The sequence below is a fragment of the Bradyrhizobium daqingense genome, from assembly GCF_021044685.1.
GTDB classification, from domain to species: domain Bacteria; phylum Pseudomonadota; class Alphaproteobacteria; order Rhizobiales; family Xanthobacteraceae; genus Bradyrhizobium; species Bradyrhizobium daqingense.
Map to the genome: position 1 here is coordinate 5,302,855 of NZ_CP088014.1, position 16,135 is coordinate 5,318,989.

At 64.7% G+C, this 16,135-nt stretch carries 12 protein-coding genes and 1 tRNA gene; 9 read left to right on the forward strand and 4 right to left on the reverse strand.

Going from position 1 to position 16,135, the window contains the following annotated elements; all coding sequences use genetic code 11:
• Window positions 1–39: 39 nt before the first annotated feature.
• The 3 genes from LPJ38_RS25075 to LPJ38_RS25085 all read left to right on the forward strand — a co-directional run bounded on the left by LPJ38_RS25075 (window position 40) and on the right by LPJ38_RS25085 (window position 2,566).
• Complete coding sequence (locus LPJ38_RS25075; protein ID WP_145634116.1) at window positions 40–1,434, forward strand: hypothetical protein; 1,395 nt, start codon at window positions 40–42, stop codon at window positions 1,432–1,434.
• A gap of 135 nt (window positions 1,435–1,569) precedes the next feature.
• The gene (locus LPJ38_RS25080; protein ID WP_008563786.1) at window positions 1,570–2,010 is read left to right on the forward strand and encodes an MgtC/SapB family protein; all 441 of its coding nucleotides are present in this window, start codon (window positions 1,570–1,572) and stop codon (window positions 2,008–2,010) included.
• A 175-nt stretch (window positions 2,011–2,185) separates the two neighbouring features.
• Window positions 2,186–2,566: a hypothetical protein gene (locus tag LPJ38_RS25085; protein ID WP_145634126.1), complete on the forward strand. Its 381-nt coding sequence runs from the start codon at window positions 2,186–2,188 to the stop codon at window positions 2,564–2,566.
• On the opposite strand, the gene LPJ38_RS25090 is transcribed toward LPJ38_RS25085, so the two are convergent.
• The gene (locus LPJ38_RS25090; protein WP_167520490.1) at window positions 2,526–4,085 is read right to left on the reverse strand and encodes a glycoside hydrolase family 17 protein; all 1,560 of its coding nucleotides are present in this window, start codon (window positions 4,083–4,085) and stop codon (window positions 2,526–2,528) included. The two genes, LPJ38_RS25085 and LPJ38_RS25090, sit on opposite strands and share 41 nt — an antisense overlap.
• A gap of 329 nt (window positions 4,086–4,414) precedes the next feature.
• Here LPJ38_RS25090 and LPJ38_RS25095 point away from each other — a divergent pair, with 329 nt between their 5' ends.
• The 3 genes from LPJ38_RS25095 (at window position 4,415) to LPJ38_RS25105 (ending at window position 8,389) form a co-directional block, all read left to right on the forward strand.
• Complete coding sequence (locus LPJ38_RS25095) at window positions 4,415–5,005, forward strand: beta-1-3, beta-1-6-glucan biosynthesis protein (protein ID WP_145634132.1); 591 nt, start codon at window positions 4,415–4,417, stop codon at window positions 5,003–5,005.
• Between the two features lie 216 nt (window positions 5,006–5,221).
• Window positions 5,222–7,888 carry a glycosyltransferase gene (locus LPJ38_RS25100; RefSeq protein ID WP_145634145.1) on the forward strand — a complete coding sequence of 889 codons (2,667 nt, stop codon included), beginning with the start codon at window positions 5,222–5,224 and terminating at the stop codon, window positions 7,886–7,888.
• Between the two features lie 425 nt (window positions 7,889–8,313).
• Window positions 8,314–8,389 (forward strand) — tRNA-Lys (locus LPJ38_RS25105).
• 180 nt (window positions 8,390–8,569) lie between these two features.
• On the opposite strand, the gene LPJ38_RS25110 is transcribed toward LPJ38_RS25105, so the two are convergent.
• Window positions 8,570–8,803 (reverse strand): hypothetical protein, encoded by a 234-nt coding sequence (locus LPJ38_RS25110; protein WP_145634158.1) that lies wholly within the window; start codon window positions 8,801–8,803, stop codon window positions 8,570–8,572.
• 440 nt (window positions 8,804–9,243) lie between these two features.
• Here LPJ38_RS25110 and LPJ38_RS25115 point away from each other — a divergent pair, with 440 nt between their 5' ends.
• The gene (locus LPJ38_RS25115; protein WP_167520491.1) at window positions 9,244–9,414 is read left to right on the forward strand and encodes a hypothetical protein; all 171 of its coding nucleotides are present in this window, start codon (window positions 9,244–9,246) and stop codon (window positions 9,412–9,414) included.
• Window positions 9,415–9,698: 284 nt separating this feature from the next.
• Entirely contained in the window at window positions 9,699–9,965 is a 267-nt protein-coding gene (locus LPJ38_RS25120) for a hypothetical protein (RefSeq protein ID WP_145634172.1), read from the forward strand.
• Between the two features lie 761 nt (window positions 9,966–10,726).
• Here the strand turns inward: LPJ38_RS25120 and LPJ38_RS25125 are convergent.
• Window positions 10,727–11,398, reverse strand: coding sequence for a hypothetical protein (locus tag LPJ38_RS25125; protein ID WP_145634183.1), 672 nt, complete (start codon window positions 11,396–11,398; stop codon window positions 10,727–10,729).
• A 235-nt stretch (window positions 11,399–11,633) separates the two neighbouring features.
• On the opposite strand from LPJ38_RS25125, the gene LPJ38_RS25130 reads away from it, so the two are divergent.
• Window positions 11,634–12,347 (forward strand): methyltransferase, encoded by a 714-nt coding sequence (locus LPJ38_RS25130; protein ID WP_145634195.1) that lies wholly within the window; start codon window positions 11,634–11,636, stop codon window positions 12,345–12,347.
• A 132-nt stretch (window positions 12,348–12,479) separates the two neighbouring features.
• Here LPJ38_RS25130 and LPJ38_RS25135 read toward each other — a convergent pair whose 3' ends face one another.
• Complete coding sequence (locus tag LPJ38_RS25135; RefSeq protein ID WP_167520492.1) at window positions 12,480–15,587, reverse strand: DEAD/DEAH box helicase; 3,108 nt, start codon at window positions 15,585–15,587, stop codon at window positions 12,480–12,482.
• Window positions 15,588–16,135 lie beyond the last annotated feature (548 nt).

The window sequence follows — 16,135 nt, forward strand, 5'->3', positions numbered from 1 at the left end:
ATGTTCCCTGATTGATTCGGGGCTGGGCACTTTACGTTCATGGCAAAGGATTCCGACACACTGGCGGATGCCTTCGACACCAAGGAGACCGGCGGGCTGTTCTCCGGACTTTTGGCCGAGGAAAGCGCGTTCGATCGGCGCATGGCGTGGCGGCTGGGCTCATGGGGCGTGGCAGCCGTGGCAGCCGTCGTCGCCGCCGTGATGGCCAATCAGGCTCATCTCGGCTGGCGGCGCGACCAGGTTGCCTCCGCCGATCTCGCGCGCCAGGCCGACCGGCTCCAGGTGCTGACCAAGGAGAGCCAGAACGAAGCGCGCCGCCTCGCCGCTGCCATCGAGACGCTGAACAGCGACCGCGATCGGCTCTATTCGCGCGTCACGGTGCTGGAGCAGGGCCTCGATTCCGTCACCGGTGCCATCGCCAAGCAGGCGGCCGCCCCGCCGCAGGCCGCTACGGCTGCGAAGCCGCAGGACGCAGCGCTTCTCCCGGCTCCCAGCGTCGCGCCGGTGGCTTCGACGCCAATTCCGGCGAGCGAGAAGCCGCGCATCGAGGCCAACGCCCCGAAGGATGTTCAAAAGGATGCTCCGAAGGAAGCCTTGAAGGAGCCGTCGAGCCCGCCGTCGCAGACTGCGGCCGCGGCCTCGCTCGTGCAGCAGCAGTCGGCGATGAATTCGGCGCTGCCGACCATTCCGCTGGTGCCGTCCAAGTCGATCATGGCGCCGCCGGATCCGGCCGCGTCGAAACTGGTTCAGCCCGAGCCTGCTGAGAAGATCGCGGAGAGGCCAGCGGACAAGGCCGCGGAGAAGAAGTCCGAGCCCGTTGCTGCCCCGACCGAGGTTGCTGCGGCCGCAACCAAGCCGCCTGAAGCAGCCGAAACCGAATCTCCGGCGATCGCGGTCCAGCAGACGCGCTTTGCGCTCGACCTCGGCGGCGCCAACTCGATCGACGGCCTGCGGGCGCTGTGGCGCGGCGTGACCAAATCCAATCCGGAAGTTGGCGCATTGCGTCCGATCATCATGATCAAGGAAGGCGCCACCGGCCTCGGCATGCAGCTCCGCCTCGGGGCCGGCCCCCTGATCAACGCTGCCGCCGCGGCAAAACTCTGCGCGGGCCTCACCGTGAACGAGCGCCATTGCGAGACCACCGTGTTCGACGGCCAGCGCCTGTCGATGCGCGGCGGACCTGAGAAGCCGGAGAAAAGTCAGGACCGGGTTCAGGATAAGAACGCCGAGAAGAATCAGGACGCGATACCGCAAGCCGAAACCGCGCCAGCGCCCAGCGCCAAGCCGGACAAGCGCCGCCGCAGCTACTCCTCGAAGCGCTCCTCGAAGCGTGAGGAGCCCGCGCCGGCCCCTGTCGCACCACCGCCCGCGCCAGCGAAGCCGGAAGCGTCAGCATCGACTGGATCCGCGCTGTCCTCTTTCTTCAGGCGATGATGCCGCGCCCGCGGCAGGCGAGAGCCGCGAGCATGCGACCATCGGACGCTTGGACCTGAGCCGCCTTTTCACCGCAAGTTCGTCCTCTTCCCGACTTTTCCCGATCGTCGCCCTCCCCCAAGACATGCGTGCCCGATGAACGAACTGGATGATGTGCTGAGACTTCTCGTTGCCGCGGCGACAGGGCTGGTGATCGGCATCGATCGCGACATGAACGACAAGCCGGTGGGCATGCGCACCCTCGCGCTGGTGGCCTTGGGCTCTGCCCTGATCTCGATTTCCGTGATCGAGTTTCAGAATCTGCGCGACCACCCGGATGCGATCTCGAGGGTGATCCAGGGCGTTGTTACCGGCGTGCTGAGCGGCGTCGGCTTCATTGGTGCGGGCGTCATCCTGCACGACGTCAAGGCCAAGACGGTTCATGGCCTCACCACGGCGGCGACCGTCTGGATCGCTGCCGGTCTTGGCATAGCCTGCGCGTTGGGTGCCTGGCTGCTGGTCGGCGCCGCCATCGCAGTCACATTATTCGTGCTGTTCGCGCTCAGCTGGCTCGAACGCCGCCTCGGATTGAAATAGCTTCGACGGAAAATCGACCTCGACGAACATCTGGACGCGCAATCACTATTCGATGCGCGCCTTCTCCTTCAGATCGCCCGGCGCGTGTTCCCGGAGGATGCATGGCCGGCCGTATGGAACAGAAACATCCCGCTGCCCTGTTGCCTGACCGCGCCATCCCGACCATATTGCCGGCATGACCAAGAAGCCTTTCCGTCTCACGCCCTACCAGGTGCAGTTCCTGATCGTCGTCGGCTTTGCCACCGTCGGCTATGCGTTCTATCTGCGCTACCTCGCGATCGAATTGTCCCAAGTTGCGCTCGCCTGCGACGCCGGGCTTCAGACCCTGACTTGCAAGGCGCGCGCGGTCTCGACCGCGCTGTTCAAGAATTCGGTGTTCGGAATTGTGGCGCTGGTGGTGGCGACATTGAACCTGATGCGGCCGTCGATCGTGCTGCTCACCGTCGGCGTCATCGCCGCGGGCCTCGGCATCGTGCTCTACAATGTCGTGCTGTCGGGCCTTGCGATCGGCCTGTTCATTCTTGGATTTGCTCGGCCCGCGCCCGCCACAGCGTGAGCGCGAACAACAGATAGATCGCGCAGGTCCAGAGCGACTGCCAGTTGTCGCGGCCTTCGTTGAAGAGCACGAAGACGGCCGACAGCGCCAGCAGCCCTGCGAACACCGCCTCCGCAATCGGACGCTGGCCGATCTGCGGCCGGTTCAGCATCAAAAGCGCGAACGGCACCACCGCCATCGTCAGCGAAGCGTAGGGGAAATCCTTGTAGCGCGGGTCGAACACGAAGCCGAGCGCTGTGGCGGCCGCGATCACCGCCGTCACCGCCAGCGTCAGGCCGAGAACCGCCGTGAGCTTCGACCATTTGCGGCCCTCGCGCGGGCCGAGCAGGTCGAGGAAGGTCGGAAGACTGCGGCCGATCACCATCGCCTGCGCGCAGAAGATCGGCGACAGGATGCCGGCGAGCAGCAGCGCGCCCCAGAGCAGCCAGCCGCCGATGCCGTAGCTCTCGTAATACATCTTGTCGGCGCCGACCCCGAGCAGGATGCCTGCCGTCGTCGCCGAGATGCCGACGCCGAGCCAGGCCGAGAAACGCGGCGTCCAGGGCCGCCGGCGCAGCGTGATCAGCGCAACCGCGAACACCAGCACGCTGAGCCCCATGCCGGCGCCCATGTACCCTTTCCAGTACGGGAAATTGCTGATCGGCTCGCCCGGCGGATATTTCAGATTACGCCGCACCGAATCGTAAAGGCCCCAATAGCCGCCGACGGTGCCCTCGAGCTTGCGCTTCCAAGGCTGGTCGTAGGATTCGATCAGATTGACGCGGAACTTCTGCGCCTTCGCAAGGGCCAGGATCTCGGACACCACCCGCGCCTGGTTGGTGCGCGACGGCAGCGCGCCCTCGCGCATGCGTCCAGCGCTCGGCCAGCCGGTCTCGCCGATCAGGATCTCCTTGCCCGGAAACGCCACCGCCATGCGCTCGCGGATGGTCTCGACATGCGCGCTGGCGAATTTCGCCCTCACCGGCATATCTTCCCAATAGGGCAGGATGTGAATCGTGACGAAATCGACGGCGTCGTAGACCTCGCGGTTCTTCAGCCAGAACTCCCAGACGTCGGCGTAAGTGACGGGAACGCTGACCCGCGCCTTGACCGAACGGATGATGGACACGAGGTCTGCGGTCGTCATCTCACCGCGCAGCAACACCTCGTTGCCGACGATGATGCTGGTGATGACGTCAGGGTATTGCTTTGAAAGCCAGACCGCGAGCGCGGCCTGCTCGCGATTCTTGGTGCTGTTGCTGGAGAGCCAGATGCCCTGGAGCACCTTCAACCCCCCGACCTTCGCGGCGATCGCCGGCACCTGGTCGAGCCCGTTCTCCATCGAATAGGTGCGGACGCAGTCGGTGATCTCCTTGAGCTGGCGGAGATCCTGCTCGATCTGCTCGGCCTCGATATGGGTCCACGGCTCCAGCGGCGTCTGCTCGCCGCGGAACGGTGCGTAGGAGACGCACTGGACCTTGTCGGCGGGATCGATCGGGGCGCGCGCGAGCGTGATCGGCGTCGCCAACCACCACCACACGGCAGCAATCGCACCCAATGAAACGAGCAGAAGCGCCAGTGGCGTACGAAGAGAAATCGGTTCCGTCCTCCGCGAAGGGTCCGTCGATTACCTGCTTGCACGCCGTCTGCCAAGGGGGTGTCCGGGTGCCGATTTAAGCCTCCCCCAAGGGAATCCGGCTGCGGCCGTTCGACCGGGACCTAGCATCGTGACTTTGCTGGACAAAATTCGAAATACAGGTCATGGACTCGGGAAGACTTTTCCGCCGCATTGGAGACCCATTTGGACGCCATCACCGACGTGTCCGCGGGATCCTGACGCGGGCGGCCAGCGGATACATTGGGGAATTCATGCGGCAACGGGTGTTCGAGTCACGAAATGCGGTCCTGCGGCAGTTCGCCGCCACCTTGGCCGTCTCCTCCCTCCTCGTTCTCGCCGGTCTCGGTGGCGCCTCCGCCCAGAGCGGCACTCCCACCCCCGATCAGGGCAAGGCCGCCGCCCAGCCCGCCGACGCCGCCAAGGACGCCGCACAGAACCAGCGCCGCACTGACGAATTCGCCGAGGCCGCTCAGGTCATCAATGGCCCCGCCGGCAATCCCGAATGCGTCTGGCTCGGCCGGCGCGTGGTGCGGCTGATGTGGCGGGATGACCTCGATACCGCGTTCCGTCATCTCGACCTCTACGACCGTTTCGGCTGCCCGGGCGGCCACATCCAGGCTGCGTTCCGCTGCCTGACCCGCTTCGGCGGACAGATCGACCCCAAGGTCGCCGAGACCTTGGACAGCCGCGTGCACGCCTGCTGGATCAATCCGGCCGCCCAGCCCCAGCAGGCGGCGGCGAGCGCCTCGCCCCCGGCCGCGCCCGCGGCCAACAATGCGCAGCCGCAGCCGGCCGCTAGCCCCTCGCCTGCGGCAAGCCCGACGCCGGCGCCCCAGAAATAGCGCGATCGTTTCAGCTGTCGTTCAGGAACGATCGGCCATAGACACGGTTGGCACTGCCGCGCGTCGTTCGACAAAGGCCATGCCCTCAGAAGGACATGAGGCCATGACAGTTGAGAAACCGCGCGGCAGAGGTATGCTCCCTTTGCCGCGGACTTGGTCGGATCTCGGGGTCGGATCCGCTGCCCTGCCACCTCAGCCCCTATTGGTTTAGCCGCGATGCGCGTTGTCGCCGCCGTTCTGTTGCTCGTGTCCGCGCTCCACGCCGGCATCTGGGGAGTCATGCGCGAGAAGGAAACCGCGCCCGACTTCAAGGGCCTGTTGCCCAGCGTCTCGTACGCGCCGTTCGAAGGCTCGGCCCACCCCGACATCGACAACATCCCGACCGTCGAGAAAATCCGCGCCGACCTGAAGACGCTGTCGACCATGACGCGCGCCATCCGCCTCTATTCGTCGACGGGCGGCGTGGAACTGGTGCCGCCGATCGCCGCCGAGTTCGGCCTCAAGGTCACGGTCGGCGCCTGGATCGACAAGGACAAGGACCGCAACGAGCGCGAGATCAAGGCTGCGATCGAGCTCGCCCGCAAGAACAGCAACGTCGTCGGCGTCGTGGTCGGCAACGAAGTGATCTACCGCGGCGAGCAGAAGGTCGAAGACCTCATCGGCATGATCAAGAAGGTCAAGGGCTCCGTCCGCGTGCCCGTCACGACCGGTGAGATCTGGAACATCTGGCGCGACAATCCCGATCTCGGCTCCAACGTCGATTTCATCGCCGCCCACGTGCTGCCCTATTGGGAAAACTTCCGCTCGGACCAGGCGGTCGATCAGGCTGTCGATCGCTACAATCTCTTGCGCAATTTGTTCCCCGGCAAGCGCATCGTGATCGCCGAGTTCGGCTGGCCGAGCCAGGGCTACAACTTACGCAACGCTGATCCCGGCGCGTTCCAGCAGGCGGTGATCCTGCGAAATTTCGTCACCCGCGCCGAAGCCATCGGCATGGAATACAACATCGTCGAGGCCATCGATCAGCCCTGGAAATTCTTCGAAGGCGGCGTCGGTCCGTACTGGGGCATCCTCGACGCCAGCCGCGAGCCGAAATTCGCCTGGACCGGCCCGGTCGAGAACCCCGATTATTGGAAGCTGATGGGCATCGCCCTGCTGGTCGGCATCCTCCTGTCGCTGCCGATCCTGCGCATCGAAAAGCCGACTGCGAAGCAGGCGTTCCTGCTGTCAGCGACCGCCAACGGCGTCGGCGCCTGGGCTGCGACCGTGTTCGCGTTCTGGAACACGCACTACTTCATCTTCGGCTCGGCTTTCGCGCTGACGCTCGGCATGATCCTCCTTGTTCCTCTCGTTCTCATTGCGATGGCGCGCATCGACGAGATCGCCGCGGTCGCCTTCGGCCGGCCGCCGCAGCGGCTGATCACCAAGGACAAGCCGGTCGAGAACGTGCCCGAGAACTACTATCCCAAGGTCTCGATCCATATCCCCGCTTATTTCGAGCCGGTCGACATGCTCAAGCAGACGCTCGATGCGCTGTCGCGGCTGAACTACCCGAACTACGAATGCGTCGTCATCATCAACAACACGCCGGATCCTGCCTTCTGGCAGCCGATCCAGGACCATTGCCGCGCGCTCGGTGAGCGCTTCAAGTTCATCAATGCCGAGAAGGTGCAGGGCTTCAAGGCCGGCGCCTTGCGGATCGCGATGGATCGCACAGCGGCGGACGCCGAGATCATCGGCATCCTCGATGCCGACTATGTCGTCGAGCCCGACTGGCTGAAGGACCTCGTGCCGGCGTTCGCCGATCCGCGCGTCGGTCTCGTGCAGGCGCCGCAGGAGCATCGCGACGGCGACCTGTCGATCATGCACTACATCATGAACGGCGAATATGCCGGCTTCTTCGACATCGGCATGGTCCAGCGCAACGAGCTCAACGCCGTCATCGTACACGGCACGATGTGCCTGATCCGCCGCGCCGCGATGGACATGGCCGGCGGCTGGTCGTCGGACACGATTTGCGAGGATTCCGATCTCGGCCTTGCGATCCAGGAGCTGGGCTGGGTCACCCATTACACCAACACGCGCTACGGCCAGGGCCTGCTCCCTGACACTTACGAGGCCTTCAAGAAGCAGCGTCACCGCTGGGCCTATGGCGGCCTGCAGATCGTCAAGAAGCACTGGCGCCAGTTCCTGCCCGGCAAGAGCCGGCTGACGCCCGACCAGAAACGCGAATACGGCCTCGGCTGGCTGAACTGGCTCGGCGCCGAAAGCCTCGGCGTGGTCGTGGCCCTGCTCAACCTCGTCTGGGTGCCGATCGTCGCCTTCGCCGACATCGCCATTCCCGACAAGATCCTGACGCTGCCGATCATCGGCGCCTTCGTCGTCTCGCTGGTGCATTTCCTGTCGATGTACCGCGCCCGCGTCGCGATCAAGCCCGGCCAGATGCTGGGCGCGATGATCGCGGCGATGAGCGTGCAATGGACGGTGTCGCGCGCGGTGGCGCAGGGTCTCATCACCGAGCACATCGCCTTCGCCCGCACCTCCAAGGGCGGGCTGTCGCGGATGTCGATCGAGTTCCAGGCGTTCTGGGAGGCGGTGATCGGCGCCCTCCTCATCATCGGCGCCGGCGTCCTGATTGCCTCCAACAGCTACCGCCAGATCACCGAGATCTACATCTTCGCCGGCGTGCTGGTGCTGCAGAGCCTGCCGTTCCTCGCCGCGGTCGCGATCGCGATCCTCGAGCTCAGCCGCATCAACTCGTTCCAGTTCTGGCGCGACAGCGCCATCCGCTCCGCCGAGCTGATCGGCCTGCGTCCGGTGGCGCTGCCTCCCGTGGGCGCACCGCAAGCCGTGCCGACCGAGGTACGGCGGGAGACGAACTGACGCCGTCGTCGTCCGCAGCGCATCCTTCGAGACGCCCGCCTTCGGCGGGCCCAGGTTGAGGTCGCGGTTTGCGGCGAGATGGAATGCCCTCATGGTGAGGAGCCGCCAAAGCGGGCGTCTCGAACCATGCAGCCCAGCTCCATCGGCGCCCCGATCGAGTTCGCGTGGATGACGGCTGGCCAATCAAGTTGAAATTGTCGGCCTAACCAGCGGACGCAGCGAGCGAATCCCCGCTCCTGCCTCCGCTTTCGGCAGCACCCCACACTATTGACCTCCGCGGCCACTCCCCCTACACAGCGCGGGCCGAGAGTATGATCCGGAAACAGCCGGTTTTCCCCGCAACGCAAATCGAACGTCGCGGCAAGACATGCTCCTCGAATGTCCGACCAGGATGGCGATCGTCTTCAAGCCATCAGCGGCCATGGGAGCGCGTAGCTCAGCCGGTAGAGCACGTGACTTTTAATCACGGGGTCCTGGGTTCGAGCCCCAGCGCGCTCACCACAACAAATCAAGCGCTTGGTCGCGATTTTTCTTATGGGCCGCGTCGCCATCGGCGCCGTCCTATTCGTCATCTGTTGAAGAGAGCGGGTGAAACGGCGCGGTGGCAGATCAGAACGGACCGCAAGCCTGAGCGAGGACCGCCAATCTAAGTGGTGGCCCACAAAGGAAATGGAGACTGCGTCAGCGACCAGCCGGACGCGCCTTGAGGGGCACGACTTTATCCAAGTCGCGGGGACCCGAACGCCGGCTTTGAGCCTTCACCACCTGCTCGAGTTCCAGCGCTTCTATCGCGAGCTCATCTGCCAACCGTTCGAAGAGTGCGCGCTTTTGCGGGTCGCTCGTTCGCCTGCTCATTAGAACCAAATCCGCGGCATCGGCACGGAGCTTGTCCAACTTCTCCCTGAGGTCCGCCATGTTGTCGGCCTACATCTAGACCCACCTCGTCTGCAGTGACGGGATGCAGGTCAACGGCCAAATATACTATGGGGTCTTCGTTAATGATTTGTTTGGCCATCAGAGCTTCGTGAAGAACGCCCGCCAGCGTGCACTGGCAGGCCCGGTGCGTCACTGCTCACCAATCGCGAGGCCGTGCGAGCGAACGCCGCTGATCGTCTTGGCGATCGAGCGAACCAAGCCGAGGTCGCGCCCGTCGCCGGGCGTGACGGTCACCCCGCGTAGGATTGGCTCGTCGATGTCAGGCGCGCGGCCATCGCGCTCAGCCTTCGTCCTCGCATTAAATACCCTCCTCCTCGCAATGAGACGGCGCTCTGAGCGTGCCCTTCCCAGCCCGCCCACAAAACCCGCTGACAACCCGCCAGAAACGTGTACGCTTCACCAAAACCGGAGGGGACAGCATGTTTGAAATCAGCGGTTTCGACACGGCGGGCGTCGTCAGTCTCAAGCGGCCTTCGCTCGCTGCCGCCCTCAAGAAGGCCAGGGAGCTGGTCGAGGATGGATGCTGGGACGTCCAGGTCGTCGATCCCAATGGCCGGGTCTACACCTCGTTCGAGGAGCAGGCGGCCTAGCCGCCGAGTCCTTTCCGGGCCATCTCCCCGGTTGCCGTCGCCGGTTTCCGCCGCTATCCGCCTCGGCCAACGTTTGACGAGGCGTTGTCGAGCCAGCGCTCCGTGGCCTCGTCGCTCCAGCCCGGGACCGCGAAACGCGCTGGCGGACTGGAGTTCGCGCGGGTCCGGTCCACCGCCGGGTGGGTGGCGTGCGCGCGTGTGATGCACCGGTGCGGCGTTTGCCGCGGCGCAGAAGACGATCAACAGACCCATCGCAAGCAGGGAACGCATCGCACCAGCTCCAATTGAGCAATCGCTGGCTGTTACCTGATGCGCAGATCGGTTCGCCACAACGACAGGGATTTCACAAGCAGGACAAGGAATCGCGAGCTGTCCCGCTGTCGCGTGCGATGGTCAACCGCCATGCTGTTTGCTGTCATGTGGTGGAATCGCTTGAAGCGGCTTCGGCTTTGCAGCTCGACAGCGGCATGCTCGAGACAGACAGGGAAAAGCCGCAGCGTGGTTCCAGCCCCCACTGCGGCCATATCCCGGGCAACTTGAAATTTGCTTGATACTCAAATCTCGCCGGTGTTCTCACAGTAGAACACCGCGTTCCGAAAATGGACTCCGTCAAACTACGGGATTCCAGTGTCCTCCCTATTGTCGTTGACGGACGAACATGGGACGGCTTGCTTTCCAGCCCCCAATGCTCCCGGCTGCCGATCAAATTGCGGATAAGAGCGCCGGGAGTGCTCGGCCTGCAAGGGCGACAAAGGCCATTCTTGCGCCGCGAAGCTCTGGCTCACGCTCCTTCTGCTCAGTCCAGCGGCCAGCTTCTATTCCATCACGGAAGAGGCTCTCCGAGAGAGAGAGCCACCTTCGCGGCTGTTCCCCGGCCGCGGCTACTGGCGGTCCTCATACCTGTTGCATTGGCCATCGCCCAGGCGCACCCGGTTGAGCTCCTGGAATGGAGGATCACAACGCAGCAGCGTGTACACCTTGTAAGACGGCGGTGGGACGCGCCAGCAGAGATTCTGTCCCGCTGGTATCTTGTACGTCTCCCCGCTCGACAACGTATAGCTGCACGAGGCATCCGGGACGTTCGTCCTCGCCTCTGCGTGGGCCTGGGCAATCGAAGCCGCTGTGAGCAACGTCACCAACAATATACGCATTGTTCCTGCTCCGCCTATCTGATCGCACATTCCGGAATTGGGATGCGGACATCGCCGCAACAAGTCACAAATTCCTGAAACGCACGACCGGACGGTCATGACGGAACGACGCGCAGCTCCATTCGTTGATCGCGATCTGCAGGCGTCGGTATGATCTACCCTCAGCTCTCCGGCGCTGAAACGGGTGCCGGTACGCCCAGCGGTGCTCCACCAACCGAAACCGGCCCCAAGGGCTGATTTTCTGGCACGATCCGTTTGCGCATCGCCAGTCCGTAGCGGGCATTCGCTTTGCGGACGGACGACGTGACGTCCGACATCATCCTGTTTTGCAGCGAGTCGACCTTGGCAATCAGTGTCGACAGCTGCGATGAGATCTTCTTCACATCGGCCCGTTCGTCCGTGATGCTCTGCCGCAATGACAGCAGCACCATCGAATCCTGCTGCAGCAAATCGGTATTTTGCTGCGACGCGTGGTTGTTCTGCTGCAGCAAAGCGGTGTGTTGCTGCTGGGCCGCCTGAATCTCTTTCAAGGCAGTGACGACCGGATCCGGTTTCGGCGCGGCCGCTTCCTGGCGCGGAAGCAGTTGAGCGAGACTCGCGACATTGAGCGCAGGGAGATCGGACGGGAACGTGTAGATGGCTGCCGCGCCATTGATGGCGATGGCACACAGCGACAGCGCCAAGAGCGATTTCCGGCTGGACTGCGTGACCGGCGCTGGAATTTCCGGGGCAGCGGGTTCGTGGGCTGCTGCGGCGGCCGCGAGCGCAGCCGGGTCGAACTCTTCGGCGAAGCCTTGCGTTTCGTAAGTCGTGGTCACGTCTGTTGGCCCCATGAGCGAGCAAAAGGCAGCCGCCCACGGAACGTCGTCGCAACGACGCCTTTACGCAGCACCCATACACAACTGTCTCAAATTGTGAGCTTTTTGGATTAATTCCACGTTAGCGGCGCGGCCGGTTGACGGCCAAGAGGCCCCGGTCGAGTACGGGGTCGATGCGGCCGTTTGACAGGCCGAGGTTGAGCAGAGCAACATCGCGCCAACCGTCGCAACAAGACGAAACGGAGGGCGCGTGGGGGTCCTGCACCGGCTCGAGCATGGCATAGTGCGACCACTGTTGCGGCGGGTCAGGCCTGCCAAGCGCGTGGTGCTGGGCGGACTCACCATCGAATACAGAAGCGAGCTCGACGGCGGCGGGATCGAGTTCGGCCAGGACTTCATCCCCTTTCTGCGCTCCCGGAAGATGCCGAAGCAGCCTCGCTTGTTCGAGTGGTGCGCCGGACCGGCGTTCATCGGCTTTTCGGCGCTGGGGCACGGCCTGTGCGAGACGATGTGTCTCGCCGACATCAACCCGGCGGCCGTTGCCTGTTGCAAGACCACCGTCCGCCTGAACCATCTGGAGGAACGGGTCTCCGTCTACCAATCCAACAATCTGCGGAGCATCCCGAAGACCGAGCGCTGGAACCTGGTGGTCAGCAACCCGCCGCACTTCATCGACCAGTACGAAGGCGATATCCGCGCGCACGACCCCGATTGGGCGATCCACCGCGAGTTCTTCAACACGATCGGCCCCTTCTTGGCGGACGACGGCGTGGTCGTGCTGCAGGAGAACAATCGCGGCTCGACGGTCGAGACGTTTCGGGAGATGATCGACGCGGCCGGGCTGAAGATCGTGTTCACCCAGGGTGACCACGAGACGCTGACGCCCAGAAGCATTTTCTATTTCATCGGGATCATGCGGAAGGACGTTGACGTGCCAGACTGGGCCCGCCAGTCCGAGCCGTGACGGATTTTCCGAAGTTGGCAGAATGCCACTGTTTTGCCCGACGCCGCAAGCTCTCCTTTGCGCTGGATAGGAAAGACGTTGTGGCACAAGCACTTGGCTACTGTGCATGGGGTTGTTTTCGCACGTTGCCGCTCACCCCTCGTCCAGCAGCTCGAGCAGCTCCTCCACCCGCTCGAACGGCGCGCCCCGCATCGGGCTGTGATAGACGACGCGGTCGCCGTCGCGTTGAAGCGACTTGCCCCGCGACTTTCGCAAGCGGCCCGGCAGGAACGTCGCGGCCGCGGCTTCGGGGCCGACGTCGAGGCGGATGATGCCGCGCCGCTTGCACGCGATCCGCAGCTTTGCCGCGGCGAAGAAGTCACGCGCGCCCTGCGGCAAGGGCCCGAAGCGGCGCGAGGTCTCCTCCTCGAGGTCGTCGAGGTCATCCTCGTCATTGCATCTTGCGGCGCGCGCATAGAGCTCGAGCCGCACGGGCTCGGACTGCACATAGGTCTCGGGCAGCATGTCCGGGACCGGCAGGTTCAGATCGGGCACCCACACCGCGGCGCGCTCCTCGCCGGCCTTCTCCGAGGCCATCTTCAAGAGGTGGCTGTAGAGCACGGGCCCGAACACTTGGACATGGCCGGATTGCTGCTCCGAGAACAGGTCGCCGGCGCCTCGCAGATCCAGGTCGCGCTCGCTGATGGCAAAGCCGGCGCCTGGCCGGCTGAACTCCTCGAGCACCGCGAGCCGCTTCTCCGATTGTCCGGAAGCGCCCTCGGTCAACAGATGAGCGAAGGCGCGGATGCCGCTGCGGCCGACCCGGCCGCGGAGCTGGTGCAGCTGGGCGAGGCCGAACTTCTCGGGCCAGCACACCACGATGGTGTTGGCGCGGGGAATGTCGAGGCCGCTCTCCACGATGTTGGTGGCGAGCAGCACGTCGGCCCTGCCCTCGACGAAGCTCATCATGCGGTCGTCGATCTCGTCGGCGGCCAATCGTCCGTGCAGGCAGACGATGCGCAGCTCGGGCGCCACCGCCTGCACCCGCGCCAGCATGGGATCGAGATCCTGGATGCGCGGACAGATCAGGAAGCTCTGCCCGTGGCGGCGCTGCTCGCGCAGCAGCGCGGAGGCGATGGCTGCATCCGACAGCGGCGCGATCCGCGTTGCGACCGGCAGCCGGTGCACCGGAGGCGAGGCGATCACGCTGAGGTCACGGAAGCCGGCAAGGCCCGCAGCCAGCGTCCGCGGGATGGGCGTCGCGCTCATCATGAGCACGTGGACGTTCCTGGCGAGGCCCGAGAGCTTCGCCTTCTCGGCCGCGCCGAAATGCTGTTCCTCGTCGATGATGACGAGGCCGAGATCGCTGAACTTGACGTCCTTGCCCGTGAGCGCCTGGGTGCCGATCACGACCTTGATCCGGCCGCTGCGCAGTCCCTCCCGGGTCTCACGCAGCTCCGCGCCCGAGGTGGCCCGCGACAGGTTACCCACCTCGATGCCGAACGGCGCGAAGCGCTTCTGGAACGTTGCGACGTGCTGGCGCGCCAGCACCGTCGTCGGCACCGCGACAGCGACCTGCTTGCCCGACAGCACGACGGCGGCCGCCGCGCGCAGCGCCACCTCGGTCTTGCCGAAACCGACGTCGCCGCAGATCACGCGGTCCATCGGGTGACCGGAGGCGAGGTCATCAAGCACGTCGGCAATGGCCTTTGCCTGATCGCTCGTGGTGAAATAGGGAAAGCGCGCCACGAACTTCTCGTAGGCAGATCCCGGCGGCACCAGCTTTTCGCCGCGCCGCCGCCGGCGCTGGCTGATGTGCTTGGCCAGCACCTTGCCGGCAGCCTGGATTTCGCGCTCGGCTTCGCTGCGGCGCGCCCACCATGTGCTACCATCCGCCTTGTCGAGCGCGAGCTTGCCGAGCTCGGTTGCGTAAGGCCACATCAAGGCAAGATCGGGGGGCGGCACCAGCACCGCATTGTCGCCGGCGAACTTCAAGCGGATCATCTCGCGCATCGCGCCACCGCCCGTGTTCACGGTCTGCAAGCCGTCGAGCACGCCAAGCCCGCGCTGGAGATGGATGACCACCGTGCCCTGCTCGGGCACGTCGGCATGGTCGAAGGCCGCACTCCAGGCCCGCGCCATCGGCTGGGGGTGATGCGCGCGGCTGCCGAGCACGTCGGACGCCGTGACGACGACCAGAGGCTTCTTGCCGGGCAGGACGAAGCCGGCATCGAGATCGGCCAGCAGCGCCATCTCGCCGTTCCGACCGCTCGTCGCCTCGTCCCAGTCGCCGCAGCGCTGCGCCTTGACGCCGCCCATCCGCTCCATCACGCGCAGATCGTCCTCGATCGCTGCGACGAGGACCAAACGTGCACCGGCCCGGCGCGTCTCATCGACGAACGCCCGCAGCGCCTTCCGTGCGGAGGTCAGCTTGGAAAACTCCGGCGTGGTCCGCAACGATGCCGTTCGCGGCAGCACCTTCATGCCCTTGGACAGCCGCTTCCAGTCGGCGCGTCCGAGATATTCACGCTCCCGCTCCGCACGCGGCGCGGCCTCCTCGATCGTGCCGAGCCAGGCCTCGACGTGCGAGGGAACGCCGGCGTCGGCGACCCATTTTGCGCGTCCGCAATAATCGAACAGGCTGGCGCGCTGGCCGCGCTTGCCGGCGAAGCCGAGCCGCTCCGACATGGGATCGACCACAAGCTCGTTCGTCTCGAAGATGATGTCGTGCTCTTGCGGATCGAACGCCACGATCCGCCTGATCGCGCGCTCCGAATGCTCGATCCGGAATGGACCCAGCGCGCCCGCGGGAAATATCTCGAAGGTCTGGCCGTGAAATAGCGCCCCGCCCGGATAGTCCGGTTCGTCGTCGAGATCGTAACCCAGGGATTGCAGGCGCGTCTCGAGCTCCTGCTCGGAGAACGCACCGCCCACCTTCAGGCTCACGCTCAGGCGCGACAGGCTCGCCGGCGGCGGCAGGCGCTCCATCACGGCCTCCGCCGTCGAAACCAGAAACAACGGTTTTTTGGATTTGGCGAGGCGTCGCAGCACCGACGCTCTGCGCCCCGCGAGCTCGTGGGACGGCTCCAGCTGATCGAACGGCAAGGTGTTCAATCGCGGAAACACCAGGACCTCGCAGGACGGATCGAGCGCGTGAATGACGCTGCCCAGCCGCTCTGCCCTGTTCTCGCTCTCGGCAAGAAAGACGAGACCGCTACGCCCGGACTGCCTCCATTGTGCAAGCAGATGCAGGGCCATCATTCCGAGTGGCGACGAAGACGCGATCGTTGCGCGCTGCGACCCCTTGCTCTTCTTGGGCGATTTTTTGGTCGCCCGTGTTTTTTTGGAAAGCCTCACTTGAACCCGTCTCTGGTCGTAAACCGTCGGCAGCCGAACGCGAGCCGCTCTCGTCCCGATTCGGCTGCTCGGCGCCATGCATATGGGATTTAGCTTGCGAACGCACGCGCGTGGGCAACGTCCGGGGTGCCATCGCGATCCCGATCGTTTGACCGGCGATTGCCCCACGGATCGGAACTGGCCGATGCGCTTGGTGCACATGCAAGCACGAAAAACCCCAGCGCTTGGAGCCACGCTGGGGTTCAAAATAAATCGGTTAAGCAATGACGTCTTCATAGCAGCGTTTCCGCCGCGCGTTTGTGAACTGGTTCACACGCCCAGCGCCAAACGACCTCAGCGCAAGAGGCCCTGAGGTCGCCAACCTTGTGGGGAAGGTTTTCTCGCGGCCCGGGGGTTTTGGGGCTTGGGGATGGGCCGGGAGCCAGGAGTCTACGCTCGCGGAGCGGACTCGT

Coding starts and splice junctions, on each gene's coding strand:
- LPJ38_RS25115 (WP_167520491.1), top strand. CDS start 9,244: ATGTTTGAAATCAGCGGTTTCGACACGGCGGGCGTCGTCAGTCTCAAG.
- LPJ38_RS25095 (WP_145634132.1), top strand. CDS start 4,415: ATGCGGCAACGGGTGTTCGAGTCACGAAATGCGGTCCTGCGGCAGTTC.
- LPJ38_RS25125 (WP_145634183.1), bottom strand. CDS start 11,398: ATGGGGCCAACAGACGTGACCACGACTTACGAAACGCAAGGCTTCGCC.
- LPJ38_RS25100 (WP_145634145.1), top strand. CDS start 5,222: ATGCGCGTTGTCGCCGCCGTTCTGTTGCTCGTGTCCGCGCTCCACGCC.
- LPJ38_RS25110 (WP_145634158.1), bottom strand. CDS start 8,803: ATGGCGGACCTCAGGGAGAAGTTGGACAAGCTCCGTGCCGATGCCGCG.
- LPJ38_RS25135 (WP_167520492.1), bottom strand. CDS start 15,587: ATGATGGCCCTGCATCTGCTTGCACAATGGAGGCAGTCCGGGCGTAGC.
- LPJ38_RS25075 (WP_145634116.1), top strand. CDS start 40: ATGGCAAAGGATTCCGACACACTGGCGGATGCCTTCGACACCAAGGAG.
- LPJ38_RS25080 (WP_008563786.1), top strand. CDS start 1,570: ATGAACGAACTGGATGATGTGCTGAGACTTCTCGTTGCCGCGGCGACA.
- LPJ38_RS25085 (WP_145634126.1), top strand. CDS start 2,186: ATGACCAAGAAGCCTTTCCGTCTCACGCCCTACCAGGTGCAGTTCCTG.